13 protein-coding genes are annotated in these 13,535 nt (G+C 41.5%); 1 reads left to right on the top strand and 12 read right to left on the bottom strand.

The window, feature by feature from the left end; genetic code table 11:
* Positions 1 to 8: 8 nt before the first annotated feature.
* The 7 genes from RH40_RS00565 to RH40_RS00535 form a co-directional block, all read right to left on the bottom strand.
* A complete protein-coding gene (locus RH40_RS00565) occupies positions 9 to 794 on the bottom strand; it encodes a secretion protein EspA (RefSeq protein ID WP_009599286.1) in 786 nt (261 codons plus the stop codon).
* A gap of 23 nt (positions 795 to 817) precedes the next feature.
* Positions 818 to 1,390, bottom strand: a complete 573-nt coding sequence (gene sseB / locus RH40_RS00560; RefSeq protein ID WP_009599285.1) for a type III secretion system translocon protein SseB — start codon at positions 1,388 to 1,390, stop codon at positions 818 to 820.
* Between the two features lie 429 nt (positions 1,391 to 1,819).
* Positions 1,820 to 2,164, bottom strand: coding sequence for a hypothetical protein (locus RH40_RS00555; protein ID WP_009599284.1), 345 nt, complete (start codon positions 2,162 to 2,164; stop codon positions 1,820 to 1,822).
* Between the two features lie 52 nt (positions 2,165 to 2,216).
* Positions 2,217 to 2,405 carry a hypothetical protein gene (locus RH40_RS00550; RefSeq protein ID WP_009599281.1) on the bottom strand — a complete coding sequence of 63 codons (189 nt, stop codon included), beginning with the start codon at positions 2,403 to 2,405 and terminating at the stop codon, positions 2,217 to 2,219.
* An 8-nt stretch (positions 2,406 to 2,413) separates the two neighbouring features.
* Positions 2,414 to 3,613: a type III secretion system inner membrane ring subunit SctD gene (gene sctD / locus RH40_RS00545; RefSeq protein ID WP_139056827.1), complete on the bottom strand. Its 1,200-nt coding sequence runs from the start codon at positions 3,611 to 3,613 to the stop codon at positions 2,414 to 2,416.
* A 23-nt stretch (positions 3,614 to 3,636) separates the two neighbouring features.
* Positions 3,637 to 5,106 (bottom strand): EscC/YscC/HrcC family type III secretion system outer membrane ring protein, encoded by a 1,470-nt coding sequence (locus RH40_RS00540; protein WP_009599279.1) that lies wholly within the window; start codon positions 5,104 to 5,106, stop codon positions 3,637 to 3,639.
* Entirely contained in the window at positions 5,103 to 5,492 is a 390-nt protein-coding gene (locus RH40_RS00535; protein ID WP_009599278.1) for a hypothetical protein, read from the bottom strand. Before RH40_RS00535 ends, RH40_RS00540 begins: the two co-directional genes overlap by 4 nt.
* 354 nt (positions 5,493 to 5,846) lie before the next feature.
* Here RH40_RS00535 and RH40_RS00530 point away from each other — a divergent pair, with 354 nt between their 5' ends.
* On the top strand, positions 5,847 to 8,621 hold the full coding sequence (locus tag RH40_RS00530; protein WP_009599277.1) for a two component system sensor kinase: 2,775 nt from the start codon (positions 5,847 to 5,849) through the stop codon (positions 8,619 to 8,621).
* Positions 8,622 to 8,700: 79 nt separating this feature from the next.
* On the opposite strand, the gene hisA is transcribed toward RH40_RS00530, so the two are convergent.
* The 5 genes from hisA to hisD are packed head-to-tail and all read right to left on the bottom strand — an operon-like array spanning position 8,701 to position 13,530.
* Positions 8,701 to 9,435 carry a 1-(5-phosphoribosyl)-5-[(5-phosphoribosylamino)methylideneamino]imidazole-4-carboxamide isomerase gene (gene hisA / locus RH40_RS00525; protein WP_009599276.1) on the bottom strand — a complete coding sequence of 245 codons (735 nt, stop codon included), beginning with the start codon at positions 9,433 to 9,435 and terminating at the stop codon, positions 8,701 to 8,703.
* A 12-nt stretch (positions 9,436 to 9,447) separates the two neighbouring features.
* Entirely contained in the window at positions 9,448 to 10,062 is a 615-nt protein-coding gene (gene hisH, locus RH40_RS00520) for an imidazole glycerol phosphate synthase subunit HisH (RefSeq protein WP_009599275.1), read from the bottom strand.
* Between the two features lie 9 nt (positions 10,063 to 10,071).
* Positions 10,072 to 11,145, bottom strand: coding sequence for a bifunctional histidinol-phosphatase/imidazoleglycerol-phosphate dehydratase HisB (gene hisB, locus RH40_RS00515; RefSeq protein WP_009599274.1), 1,074 nt, complete (start codon positions 11,143 to 11,145; stop codon positions 10,072 to 10,074).
* A 48-nt stretch (positions 11,146 to 11,193) separates the two neighbouring features.
* Positions 11,194 to 12,234 carry a histidinol-phosphate transaminase gene (hisC, locus tag RH40_RS00510; protein ID WP_009599273.1) on the bottom strand — a complete coding sequence of 347 codons (1,041 nt, stop codon included), beginning with the start codon at positions 12,232 to 12,234 and terminating at the stop codon, positions 11,194 to 11,196.
* 6 nt (positions 12,235 to 12,240) lie between these two features.
* On the bottom strand, positions 12,241 to 13,530 hold the full coding sequence (gene hisD, locus RH40_RS00505) for a histidinol dehydrogenase (RefSeq protein ID WP_009599272.1): 1,290 nt from the start codon (positions 13,528 to 13,530) through the stop codon (positions 12,241 to 12,243).
* Between the last annotated feature and the right edge of the window lie 5 nt (positions 13,531 to 13,535).

Below are 13,535 nucleotides of genomic sequence, written 5' to 3'. Positions count from 1 at the left end.
ACAGCCTCCTAACGAATGTTCTGTGCGATAGATTTATTCATCTCGGCCAACATAGTTTGCATACTGTTAACTAAGCTGACCGTCACGTTATAGGTTTGCATTATCTTTTGCAGTTGAAGTTGAGATTGAGAAACGAAATCTGAGGCCCGATTTGACACCGTTTCAAGTGCCGCTTTAACCGCCTGCATCTTGCCTTTATCAAGTCCACTGGCGGACTCAAGAGCGTCATACATATGCTGCATATGCGCTTTACTGATCCGTTGTCCTGATTGATAACCGACTTCTGGTAGGCTCCAGATATAGTCACAAGCTCTTTTTCCATCCACCTTGATGCCATGCTTATCCATGTAAGACACGACGTCTTGCCAGCTGTATGACTGCATACCTGAAGGACCACTCTCCTCAATCTTGCTTTTGAGCTTGTCTAGAAAAGGGGCAGCTGGATCATTAGCTTTTAGGTACTCCGTGATTGAAACACCATCTACGGTAATACCATTATCTTGCATATATTTCACGACATCTGGCGGTAGCTTATCTGTTGCATTATCTTTAAGCATGCCAGCAATGATTTCATCAACCTCATTTGCTTTCGATTGTGCTTCGCGAGAAACATCGGCCTTGCTTTGCATTTGAGAATATTTTGCGTCCGCCATTTCAGAAAGTAAATTCATGAATAAATATAGGACCGCTATTCCTCCAGATAAAACACTATCACCCTTACTTGCATTTATTTTTTCTGCTTTGTCATTGTGTAAAGACAAAGGAGAATTAATGCTATTATCGACTTGATACATAAAGACTCCTTTTTCATAAAATATTAGCGAATATTCTGCGCAATTGATTTATTCATTTCAGCCAACATAGTTTGCATACTATTTATTAAACTAACCGTCACGTTGTAGGTTTGCATTATCTTTTGCAGTTGAAGTTGAGACTGTGAAACAAAATCTGATGCTCGATTCGATTGAGTTTCTAGTGCCGCTTTTATTGCACTCAGCTTACCTTTATCAAGCGGGTTCCCCCCATTATCTTTGATATATTCATCAATGCCCTTACCATCGACAGTAACCCCATTTTCCTTCATATAATCAACAACATCTTTGGGAACATCTGCTGTTGCCTTGTCGGGGTTATCCTTTTTATTACAGTCGGCAATTTTCTCATCCATTTCATTTGCTTTTGATTGAGCCTCACGTGAAACGTCTGCTTTATCTTGCATCTGTGAATATTTGGCATCGGCCATCTCACCTAGTAAATTCATAAACATATAAAGAACGGCAATTCCGCCCGAAAGTACTGAGTCTCCTCGAGAAGCAATACTATTTTTTACTTCATCTGTTTGTTGAGAATTAATAATACTTGATCCATTTACACCAGTAATATCACCCATAACAATACCCTCTTATTAATTTAAAATATGCTAATTAAATTATTTCTTAGCTTGTATTTAGATACTACTCTTATAAAAAACCATGTATTCCTAAATAAGCAAAATAGTAAAATCAAGTGGTATGACCAGATTTTTAAATAATTTTTATAATAAAAAAACCGATATTAATATACATATCGGCTTTAGGGTGTTGGCATAGTGGCGAGTATGACAGGCAAGGCAACGATTTAAAAATCTAGTCATCTAAATTGAAAAGCGGTAACGAAGTATGTAAAGCAAGACAACTCCCCTTTGGGGGCGTGCTACAGTGCCGATTTCATCGTCAAACAACTTGGTAAGAGTCGACTATTCCTCTGCGTTATTTTCCAGAAATCAACACTGTGGCATCGCTCTGAATCCTGCATTTTGAAATCACTTAGGTATATAGCATTATAAATAACGCTTTATCGCTCGCTTTTTAGGCTGATTTTCTGCTTTAGGCGTTGACTTCTCTGATCCACCGATCCCTCTGAAATCCTGTTCTAGCGTCTTAAAGTTATCCTCTAATTGTGACACTTTCGCTAAAATATCCATCTGTGCTTTCTGAAAGCCCTGTGGAAATGCTTTTTCTAAGTTTTCCAGCTTTTGTCTTGCATTAGGATCGCTGCCAGCACGATCTGCCAAAGCCTGTATTTCACTTTGTAACTGATTGAACTCCCTCATTTGTTCAGCAAGCATATTTCGGCGAGCATGCATATCATCCATCACAGCTTTCATATCATCAAATGTATTCATTATCGTTTCCTATCTAGTAAAAATTAACGTAATCATCATTCAAGGGATTGATTTAGTTATACCTATTGTACAGTGTCTCAATAACCTCTTGGGCTGCATCGAGTGCGAGCCTCATTTCCAACACGCAAGCCTCATCAGCTTCAGAAAGTTCAAGCTGAGCCTGTTTTAGTTGTAATGAGAGTTTTTCCACGGACATTTCATCATTTTTTAACATGACTTCGAGTTGCGTAATCTGTGCCATGAGGCCTCCTATAAAATAAATGGAATATGAATAAGTTGACCGTCTCGAGTCAGGTCCAAACCTTTAAAGTCAATGTGGGTAACCATATAGCCATTATCGAGCTTACTGTTTAAGGTTAATCGCTTGCCGCTGCTCAATTCGACAAATGGATGGCTTTGATTACCGCCAAAACTCATAATTTCACCGGACAGATAACGGGATATACTGTCTCGCAATGGAATATTTTCAAACCTAAGATCAACATTTTGCCCAGTATTTGAGAGAAGTTCCTTGGTGACTTGGCGTATTTGTGAACGAACCAAATCACGAATTTGCCCAGTAACAACGATGCTGTCTTGGCGTCGCTCAATCATCAAGCCGTCCAGTAATCCCTTGTCTCGCAGGGCACTTATCAGTTTTTGTACAAAGCCACCAATATCATTCGTCACCTGCCAATGCTTGAGACCATGAATTTGATCCAACTCTCGAGAGACCTTTTCCCATTGCTGTCCTGATTGAATAGCTCCCGAGATTCGTACCTCCCCCATTATTCTTGAGGGTGAAACATGAACATCTTGATAACCATTTGCGTTCAGGACAGCTTCAACATTTGAAATGAGCTCATCGGTGCATACTGCGCTCGTGTTAAAACGAATACCGTGAAGTTTTAACCCTTCTTTTAGCTTTGACATTACAAGCGAGTTATCACAATAGCCGCTTAATGAAACAACACCGTCTTCATTCCAGCTCGCCTTAACCTGAGTAAGCGATGGAACATTTAGCTGGCTCTGCAACCACATGTGAGGATTAAAAGTTGGTTCTATATTTTTAGGCAGCATCACCACAAAGGACATCAGGACTACCGTCATCAGAGTAATGAACGATAAAAATAACCTCCGTCCCCCACTAGCCTTTGCCTTTACATGCTCAGGCAATCGTTGCCATGCCAAGGACTGATCCAGACTTCCGAGAATAAAGCCTACACCGGATATCTCTATTGCCTGACCAAAAGGTAAGGGTTCCTGCGTATTTGCTGCAACACCGTTGCACCATACTGGTATCGAGTCACGAATAAAAACGCCTTCTTCCGTAACACTAATCTGGATACTTTCTCTCTCGGAAAGCGGGATCATAACATCACCGCAAGGTCCCATAGAGAGCTCTCCCTGAGGAAGTCTTAACTCTCGCCCCTGCATCGGACCAGTTAGCCATAAGAGCTTTGTATTCATATCCATAGCTACCTCTCAGACCATCACTGCTTAACTGGCTCGGCTTTTATCAAGAACAATCGCATCACACTTTGTGTACTGTGATTTGTGCTTCGGAACAAGCCACCTAAAAGGGGAATATCACCTAATAAAGGAATTTTGTTTTCAACTGTTTTGTTTTTATCTTGTACAAAACCGCCAAGTAATAGACTCTCACCTGTTTTCAAAGTTGCTTGAGTGGCAATCTCTGAGTTTTCAACCTGTGGTAGAGCATCATTCGTACCGATGGCTTTCTTTTGCTGACCCGTTTGTTGCCCATCTTGTATATTAAGTGAGAGCATAACGCGCTGATGATGCTTTTCGTTAACAATCCGCGGTGTCACTCTGAGTAATGAGCCTGTAGTTACCGACTCTAACTTGGCCACTTTCTCTCCCTCAACCTTGGTATAAAAGGTGACATTTTTGTCTAATACAGCTTGCACATTATTGAGTGTGACAACGGAAGGTCTCGATAAAACTTTAGCCTTAGAGTTTTGTTCCAGCGCGTTAAGTCGCACCATAAAGTTGCCTGTATTCCCAATCACCGTTGAAAAATTATCACTACTCATACTTCCTTGATTAAATGAAATACTGCCACCACCTATCTTCGCCGCTGCAGACCAATCAATGCCGAGTTGGTTAAAGTCTGACGTATCGACATCGATGATGGTCACAGAGACCTCTATCATTTCCGGAGAAACGTCAAGTTGCTTTATCAACGAAGCATACATATCCATATCCATTTTGTTGGTACGAATGATGACCGCATTTTGACGTGAATCAGCAGAGAAACTTGTGGAGCCCTGATTCTTCGTTTCATCTCCCACGTCACCTTGCTCCATTTGTTTGAGCACAGACACGACACCAGGAACTTTAACATCTTGACTACGGTAGCTATAGACAGTGTCTGTAGCCGATGCATATTTGAGAGGAAAGATTCTTGCCACACGCTGTGATTGGGCATGATTTTTCGAGTCTGTATCTAGCTGCTTTACGTACTTAGTAACAGTATCAACACAAGATGGTACGCCGTTTATTTGTAGTGCATGCAATCCCGAAATTGGCCTAACTTCGCAAGCCACATTGTCCAGAAAACCTGCTTTTGCGACATATCGTGTTGCTGATTGGTTGGAGAGTGAGCTAAGAGAGATAACTTCGTTGGCAACCTCACGAGCTTTATAAACATGAAGGAGATCACCGTCATAGTACCAGACTAAGCCGTATTGATTAGCCAGTTGGGTGAGAATTTGCTTAGGAGTTTGCCCTTCTATTTTACCACTGAATGTGTCACCCACTTGGGTACTTACCTCGATAGGGATTCCATAGTTACGTCCTACATCTTCAATAACTGATTTTAAAGGAGTTCCTCTGCTGTAGAACACAAAAGGTTCGCCCTGCCAGTGAATAGCAGAGATAGGAGCAGCATGAGCAAAGTTCATCGTAAAAAGAAGTAACCAACAAAGTAATCTTTTCATAATTTGCCTCTCCACAATCGAGGTTTTTGTTTCTTTATGGGCTGGAGTAATTCATGTTCGAAATAGTAAGCCAGGGCAAGTTGCAATTTTAAATTTTCGATTACATCATTATCATCAGCGTGGATTGAGTAGTATTTCCACAAGACCCATTGACTGTTACGATATTCAAGACAGCAATCCCAACCTTCCTGACACGCAGCAAGTACGAGAGTTGCCTGGTTCAACCACCGAGTGTCGCTTGGTGCGGTGATTTCCACACCAAGACTGAGGCCTGTTTCGGTTTCAAGCCACATCGCCTTTCTAGTTACACAAACGCCCGACCAACCATCATTGATGGTTTCTATGGAACTCTCTATGTAGCCTAAGGCCTCAAAACGTTCGATCATTGGATGTCTCTTATAATCTTGTTATGCGTAGTATGTGCTTAAGCTGTTTTCCTGACTATCAGGTAAAGACCTTAGTCTGAAAGAACACAAGGCATAACTGAGCCTCATACGCATAGAAAAGCGACCTCAGGATGAGTAGCTTTATTAATTGGAACTTAGTTGGTAAAAGTAGTAATAATTTAAATCCTGCCCCTCCGCGATATTTAGATAGAAAAGACGGCTTAAAAGATGGATCTCGACTAGTGCTTCGAGCTAAGGTAAATGATATACCCAAGTAACCTGAATATGCTGGGTTCAGCGAGAAGGGGCTAGCTTGAAGTAAGTAAACCTATGTGAGATGTGGTAGAAGTCGATATGAAAACTCGTTGGAATTATTCCCTAGTTACTAAGCTTACCGTGGCGTTCATCTCTGTTTTTTCAGGGTTGTGGGTGCTTATCCAAATCAATGCGTACGAAAATACCTACAATGCGACAATGAAGCAAACTCTGTCCAGCTATGAGCAAATTAGCGAAATACGCTCGCAAATGAACAACAGTCTTTTTACACAAGCTATGGACGATACTCGTCAATTTCATGAACGTCTTATCCAATTCGGCACCATTTCTATTGAGCCAGACGCTGAACTCATCGCGTACCAATTTAACCTCGGTAACAATCAAACCGGTAAAAATGTCAAACAGCTCTGGGCATTACAAACTTTCGGCATTTCAGGACAACAAAGATATATCGACAGCTTTATTATTGAGCCAGGAAAAAGAGTCTCCATATATGCTCCCTCTAAAGTAGAGCGTTCCCGTCTCAAAGCAAGAGTACAGGAAATCGAAAAATTGTCTAAACAGCCTTCTGAAACAGGTTTTAGATGGAGTGAAGCAAAATACGATCAAGATCGCGATAGCCTCTATATAATCGTTAGTTTTACTCCTAGACCCCAAGATAAACATGCTAAACAGATTGGGTTTGCCATCGATTTGAAAGATATCATGACTGTTTCTGATGTCTATCAAAGCGATGATCACAACCTATTCTTGGCTCCCAGCGGTTTTGTTAAAAAACAGAGCAACATCATTAGCGAACAAACTCTATTGCTTTTACACCAGCAACTTGAGCGATCAGCACGGTTTAAGGAGTTACCCGAACTCATACATACTAAAGATTTCTATATCATCAGTAAGTACATTAATGGTCCAGGTTGGCTGCAAGTTACTATGATCCCAAAATCACGTATCGAACAGTATGCTTCTGCCCCATTTCACAACGAACTCAAATGGTCTTTATTTTCTTTTGTACTCATGATCCTTCTTATGCTGAGAATTCTCTGGGTTTCTCTGGCTAAAACGATCCGAAGTTTTGTCGAAATTATCAAAAGTGATATACAACCCACATTCTCACGTCGCCTACCAGAATCAAGACGAGATGAGCTCGGTGATATTGCCAGAGCTTATAACATGCTTCTCGACACAATTAAGTCGAGTTATGATGAACTTGAATCTAAAGTGGAACAAAGAACGACAGAGCTCGCTAAAGCGAAACAAATCGCAGAAAGAGCAACGGCGAGAAAAAGTGAACATCTCACCAATATTAGTCATGAGCTCCGAACCCCACTCAATGGTATTACGGGTTCACTGGAGCTACTTCGCAACACACAACTCACAAGCAAACAAGCGGATCTTAGAGATGCGGCTTATACATGCGCTAAATCGCTCCTTAGCATTATTAACAATCTACTGGATTTCTCTCGTATCGAAGCTGATCAGGTTGATCTTAATCTTGCTGATAATCTTTTATTGAAAGTCGTCGATGAGTCGATGCTTACTATTCAATCTAATATCGTCAAAAAACCAATAGAGCTAAAAGCAATCATTTCGGAGGGAGTCCCAGAATCTTGTGTATTTGACCCGATACGAGTAAGACAAATACTAGTTAATCTACTGGGTAATGCAGCAAAATTTACTGAAAAGGGGCATATCTTTCTCTATCTTGAATGTGATGAGCAAAATCTGATTTTCTCTGTAGAAGACTCAGGAATGGGAATTCCCTCTGATAAGATCGATGAAGTATTTGAACCTTTCAAGCAATCTTCTAGACATCAAGTTGGCACTGGTTTAGGGCTACCCATCTCTCGAAAGTTAGCCCGTATAATGGGAGGTTCTTTGACGGTCAAAACGCAACAAAATATTGGCTCAACATTTATCTTTAAGATGCCCCTAAGATCCCCTGGAATGCGACTGCATTTAAAACCACAAATCATCGAAGCACCTCAAAATTTACGTACCCAGATTATATTGTGGGGAGGAAGATTTGTTGAATGCAGCTCATCCAATTTAAACAGTCCAGATCTTGATTATCTACCTTGGCGACTGTGGCAAAAGCTTTATGAAATACAAACAGGCACTTCGATAGAGAGAGAAGTCATCCCCATTAGAGAAATGTTCCCATGGAAACTTAAAGTTCTGTTGGTCGATGATGTAGAAACCAATCGAGATATCCTCAGTAAAATGCTTATTGAGCTTGGCCAAGAAGTAGTCTGTGTCGCGAGCGGTGAAGACGCTCTGACTGCAGGTAAAACGCATATTTTCGATCTGGTTTTAATGGATATTAGAATGCCGGTATTAGATGGTTACGAAACCACTCTACTATGGCGCGGATCAGAAGATATTTTAGATACTGAATGCCCCATAATGGCTTTGACGGCAAATGCGAACCATAGTGAGCATGATCAGTCCATTCACTTAATGGATGGCTATCTAACTAAGCCCATTTCACTCAAAGAGATGACTTCGGCATTAGATAAGGCCGCTGAACTGCAAATCGACCGCGATATGCAGCCAGAAATCAACACGCAAGCCGATACCCCGATTATGGATTTCGCTGAAGATGAGTTTTCGCAAAGGTTAGAAAGCCACTTCAAAAATATGGCTTTAGCGGCACGAGAAGTATTCGCTGACAAAGATTGGCAAGAACTAAAAGATATACTGCACAACGTAAAAGGCAGTGCTAGCCTAGCTGGAGTTAAAGAGGTTTCATCGATTGCTGCTCAATTGGAGAAGCAGATTCGAGATAATGGTGAGGTTTGTGAAAGTGAGTTAAATCTCCTTCTCAAAGCGTTAGAGAATCCGCTCAATCCTTAGGAAAGTACTATCCTGAGTGCTTTATTCCCTCCAAGTATTTTTTACTTGGGGGAATAATGTCAATTTAGATTAGTTGCCTTTAAGCGGTCCAACAAGCAATAGATTCCTCAACTGAAAACTTCCCATCTAGAAGTGCTCGACCGACAATAACCCCTGCCACTCCTGTCCCGCGTAATGCAGCGATATCATCAAGAGAACCTATACCGCCAGAAGATTGAAACTTTATCTGAGGATACTGACAACATAAATCACGATACAGTTCAACATTGGAGCCAGACAAAGTTCCATCTCTAGAAATGTCTGTACATAAAACATGCTTGAGTCCTACCTCTAGATAACTATCAAGCAAGGCTTCGATAGTGACACCTGAGTCTTCTTGCCAACCGGAGATAGCCACCTTACGCTGACCATGAGCATCAACATTAATGTCTAGAGCAAGTACAATCTGCTCAACTCCATATTTTTGTATCCAGCTTTTCACTCTTTGTGGCTCTCTAACCGCAGTTGACCCCACAACAACACGCTTTGCTCCTGCATTGAGTAAATCAATGACATCTTGCTCGGTACGAATGCCGCCTCCTATTTGTATATTTGCAGGAGTTCCAGATAACAACTGACCAATCAAACTTAACTGCCGCTCTTTGGTATTTTTCGCTCCAGTTAAATCGACTAAATGTAACCATTCTGAGCCTGCATCGAAGTAGGTGTTAAACTGTTTTATTGGATCCACTTTGTACTCGGTGACTTTTCCGTAGTCTCCCTGGTAAAGCCTAACAACTTGCCCCTCGATTAAATCTAATGCTGGGATAATCACTACCTTGACTCCTTACAACTCTAGAAAGTTTTTAATTAGCTGCAGACCTGCTTTCGATGAACGTTCTGGGTGGAACTGAACACCATAAAAGTTTCCCTGTTGGATAACAGCACTAAAAGGTTGACCATATTGACTTTTCGCCACTGTATAATCTCCAATTGGCATCGCAAAACTGTGAACAAAATAAAAGTAGCTGTCTTTGGCAATTCCTTTAAAAAGAGGATGGCCCTCTACAGCATCAACAGTATTCCACCCCATATGAGGTAAAGGTAGTGAGCCAGTATCCAGTAAATTGACTTCACCCGAACAGAGCCCAAGACAAGGCACTTTTTGCAACGCGCTCCGTGCTCTTTCTTGTGAAAAAGATCCAAGTAACTGCATCCCTAAACATATTCCCAGTAATGGCTTATCGACTTTTTTAACCAAATCGACCAAGTCTAAATTTTGTAGGTTTTGCATCGCTTCACTGGCTGTACCAACACCAGGTAAAAATAATTTATCCGCACCGAGAACGACACTTGGCTGATTTGAGATCGTCACCTCGTAACCCAAACGCTGAATCGCAAACTTTACCGACGATATATTGGCACAACCTGTGTCAATGATAACCACTTTTGTATTTTCCATCATGACCTCTTAGAGCACACCTTTACTGCTCGGAAGAGCGGAACCTTCTACTTTTATCGCTTGACGTAACGTTCGGCCAAAAGCTTTAAATAAACTTTCGATAATATGATGATCGTTATCACCTGAAGACGATAAGTGAAGAGTACAAGCCAAAGTATCGGTTAATGAACGGAAGAAATGGCTGACCATCTCTGTCGACAAATCTCCAACATTCTCCCGACTAAATTCTGCTTCAAACTTTAAATAGGGACGACCAGATAAGTCCAATGCACACTGAGCCAAACACTCATCCATAGGCAAGCTAAAACCAAAGCGAGCAATTCCACGTTTATCACCTAATGCTTCTTTAAGTGCTTGCCCTAGTGCCAGTGCCGTATCTTCGATAGTATGGTGGTCATCAATGTGTAAATCACCTTCAACCAAGCAAGTTAGCCTAAATCCTGCGTGTGTCGCAATCTGATCCAACATATGATCGAAGAAACCCAGACCCGTTTGTATTTGACTCCCGCCACTCTCATCCAAATCGACTTTCACTCTTATATCTGTTTCTTTGGTCGTCCTCACAACCTCTGATGTTCGGGATGTTATTGTCAGAGCTTTCACTATTGCAGGCCAATTCATATTCTTTGGATGGTACTGAATTCCTTGAAGTGCCATGTTTTGCGCCAACCTGAGGTCAGTATCCCTATCACCGATAACGATAGATTTTTCAAAATCAACTTTACCTTGACGCAAATAATCTTGAACCAGTCCTAATTTCGGTTTTCTGCACGTACATTCATCACTATCAAAATGCGGACAAATGAGTACATCGTCAAATTCTATCCCTTGTGACCTGAAGATATCCATCATCATATTGTGAGGAGCATCGAATGTCTCTTGGGGATAACTTGCTGTACCCAAACCATCTTGATTCGTCACCATAACCAAACGATATCCCGCCTCTTGTAAACGAATAAGAGAGGGAATGACGTAAGGTTCAAGTTTAAGCTTATCTAAGCGATCAACTTGAAAATCTACCGGAGGTTCAACTATTAATGTTCCGTCCCTATCGATAAATAATATTTTTTGTTGTTTACCCACATCCACTTCCTTTTTGACCAAAATTCAATCTAAAAGATTGCTAAAATTTCACAGATAATAGTTTCTTATAAACTCAAGTGTTTTTTCGCACTCTGCTCGATTACCAATACTGATGCGCACACAATTATCGATAGGAGAATTTCTCAAGATAATACCCTCGTCCCAAGCAGCTTCGAATAGAGCATCGCCATCAACAAACTTAGCCAATAAATAATTACCCCACCCCTCATACACTTGCACTTCGCTCAACATAGATAGTCCAACCTGCAAATAAGCTCGATTGGCACAAATATCGAGTACTTGATATTTTACTCTCGCTAAACCAGCCTCAGATAGGGCCTGTATGGCAATATCAGTAACGGGGACTGGTACTGGGTAGGGAGCAATCACTTTTTGCAAGGTATTAATGGTGTCTTTATTAGCTAGAGTAAATCCACATCGTAATCCCGCTAATGCAAAAGCTTTTGACAAAGTACGTAAGATGACGAGGTTTGGATAGGTATCTAACAAGCCAACCGTTGACGCTTCTGGGCAAAAATCAATATAGGCCTCATCAACGACAACCAAGGCCTTATCTTGTGTCATCTCAAGTAAAGAAATAATGTCACATCGTTGGAGAAGATTACCCGTGGGATTATTTGGACTGCACACGAAAACTAATTTAACAGCTTGTAAATTAGCTTGGATTGCGTCTAAATCAAGCTGCCATTCCTGAGTTAGTGGTACCAAGGCTGTCTCAATACCCATTGACTCGGCACTCACTGAGTACATTCCGTAGGTAGGAGGACAATATAAGATCTTATCTTCACCCGGTTCACAATAAGCACGGATTAACAAGTCAATGCCCTCATCCGCGCCACGAGAGGTTAACACTTGTTCAGTGCGTACGCCGGCATAAGAAGCATAAGCCCCGATCAGTGTTTTAGGTTGACATTCACTGTACCTGTTAAGACCTCCTATCTGTACATTATAAGAGTTATCAAAAGGTGACTCATTAGCATTTAACCAAACATCACCTTCTCCTCCTATTTTTCGAGCAGATAGATAAGGCTCCAACGCTTGAACATTTTTACGTGCAAATTTTTTCATACCCACTCACTTTTTTAATGCTTCTACTCGAATAGTGACCGCACGCTTGTGAGCGTCCAACCCCTCCGCCTCGGCCATTTTAACTACCGTCGACGACAAGTTCTCTAGCCCTTCAGATGTCAATTCTTGAACAGTCATTCGCTTCATAAAATCCGACAATCCAAGACTTGAGTGCGTCTTTGTGTATCCATAAGTAGGTAAGACATGATTCGTTCCTGATGCATAATCACCCGCTGATTCTGGTGACCATTTACCCAAGAAAACTGAACCTGCGCTCTCTATCGATCCAAGAAGTTCGCGGGGAGACTCTGTTTGAATGATCAAGTGTTCCGGACCATAAATATTTGAAATAGCAACAGCTTGACTAAGAGATTCTGAAATGATGATAAGACTGGAATCTAACGCTTTTTCAGCAATATTACTTCGAGACAGTTTTTTGAGCTGTGCAGCAACTTCACTAACGACCTTTTTTGCAAGATCAGAAGACGGCGTAACCAGAACTACCTGTGAATCAGGACCGTGCTCGGCCTGACTCAACAAGTCGGCTGCGATAAAATCAGGTTGCGCATACTCATCCGCAATCACCATAACCTCTGAAGGTCCGGCGGGCATATCGATAGCAGCTCCTCTAAAATCGTTGCTGACCTGGCGTTTAGCTTCAGTCACATAAGCATTGCCGGGACCAAAAATCTTATCTACCTTAACTATCGTCTGAGTGCCGTAGGCCATAGCTGCAATCGCTTGAGCTCCCCCAATAGAATACACCTCATCAATTCCGCATAACTTTGCAACGTAGAGAATTTCATCGGCAATAGGAGGCGGTGAACATAATACAACTCTGCCACACTGCGCAATCTGCGCTGGAACACCCAGCATTAATACTGTCGATGGTAAGGGTGCACTTCCTCCGGGAATATAGAGTCCCACACTTTGAATGGGGCGAGTCAATTGTTCACAAACAACACCGGGCTGGGTTTCGACACGTATGACTTTACTCTTCTGTGCTGAGTGAAATTTTTCAATATTCCTATAAGCTTGATTCAAAGCTTCACATATCTGAGGGTCAAGTCGAGTCGACGCATCCTCTATTTCTTGATCGGAGACTCTTATCGTTGCCAAATCAATATTATCGTACTTCTTAGTTAATTCTAATAAAGCAGAATCACCAAGAGAACGAACACTCTCTATCACATCAGATACTGCGTTTCCGATGTTCTTACCCTCTAAAACGGCAGGTCGTTGCAATAGGTTTTCTTGTTCCGCTTCGGACATTAGCGCCCAAGTTATCGTTTTCATAATAT

It is taken from the genome of Vibrio caribbeanicus ATCC BAA-2122 (assembly GCF_000165125.1).
Lineage (GTDB): Bacteria > Pseudomonadota > Gammaproteobacteria > Enterobacterales > Vibrionaceae > Vibrio > Vibrio caribbeanicus.
This window is presented reverse-complemented; position numbering and strand designations above follow the sequence as displayed.

Coding starts and splice junctions, on each gene's coding strand:
- hisD (WP_009599272.1), bottom strand. CDS start 13,530: ATGAAAACGATAACTTGGGCGCTAATGTCCGAAGCGGAACAAGAAAAC.
- RH40_RS00565 (WP_009599286.1), bottom strand. CDS start 794: ATGTATCAAGTCGATAATAGCATTAATTCTCCTTTGTCTTTACACAAT.
- RH40_RS00530 (WP_009599277.1), top strand. CDS start 5,847: ATGAAAACTCGTTGGAATTATTCCCTAGTTACTAAGCTTACCGTGGCG.
- RH40_RS00555 (WP_009599284.1), bottom strand. CDS start 2,164: ATGAATACATTTGATGATATGAAAGCTGTGATGGATGATATGCATGCT.
- RH40_RS00535 (WP_009599278.1), bottom strand. CDS start 5,492: ATGATCGAACGTTTTGAGGCCTTAGGCTACATAGAGAGTTCCATAGAA.
- hisH (WP_009599275.1), bottom strand. CDS start 10,062: ATGGAAAATACAAAAGTGGTTATCATTGACACAGGTTGTGCCAATATA.
- RH40_RS00550 (WP_009599281.1), bottom strand. CDS start 2,405: ATGGCACAGATTACGCAACTCGAAGTCATGTTAAAAAATGATGAAATG.
- RH40_RS00540 (WP_009599279.1), bottom strand. CDS start 5,106: ATGAAAAGATTACTTTGTTGGTTACTTCTTTTTACGATGAACTTTGCT.
- sctD (WP_139056827.1), bottom strand. CDS start 3,613: ATGAATACAAAGCTCTTATGGCTAACTGGTCCGATGCAGGGGCGAGAG.
- hisC (WP_009599273.1), bottom strand. CDS start 12,234: ATGAAAAAATTTGCACGTAAAAATGTTCAAGCGTTGGAGCCTTATCTA.
- sseB (WP_009599285.1), bottom strand. CDS start 1,390: ATGGGTGATATTACTGGTGTAAATGGATCAAGTATTATTAATTCTCAA.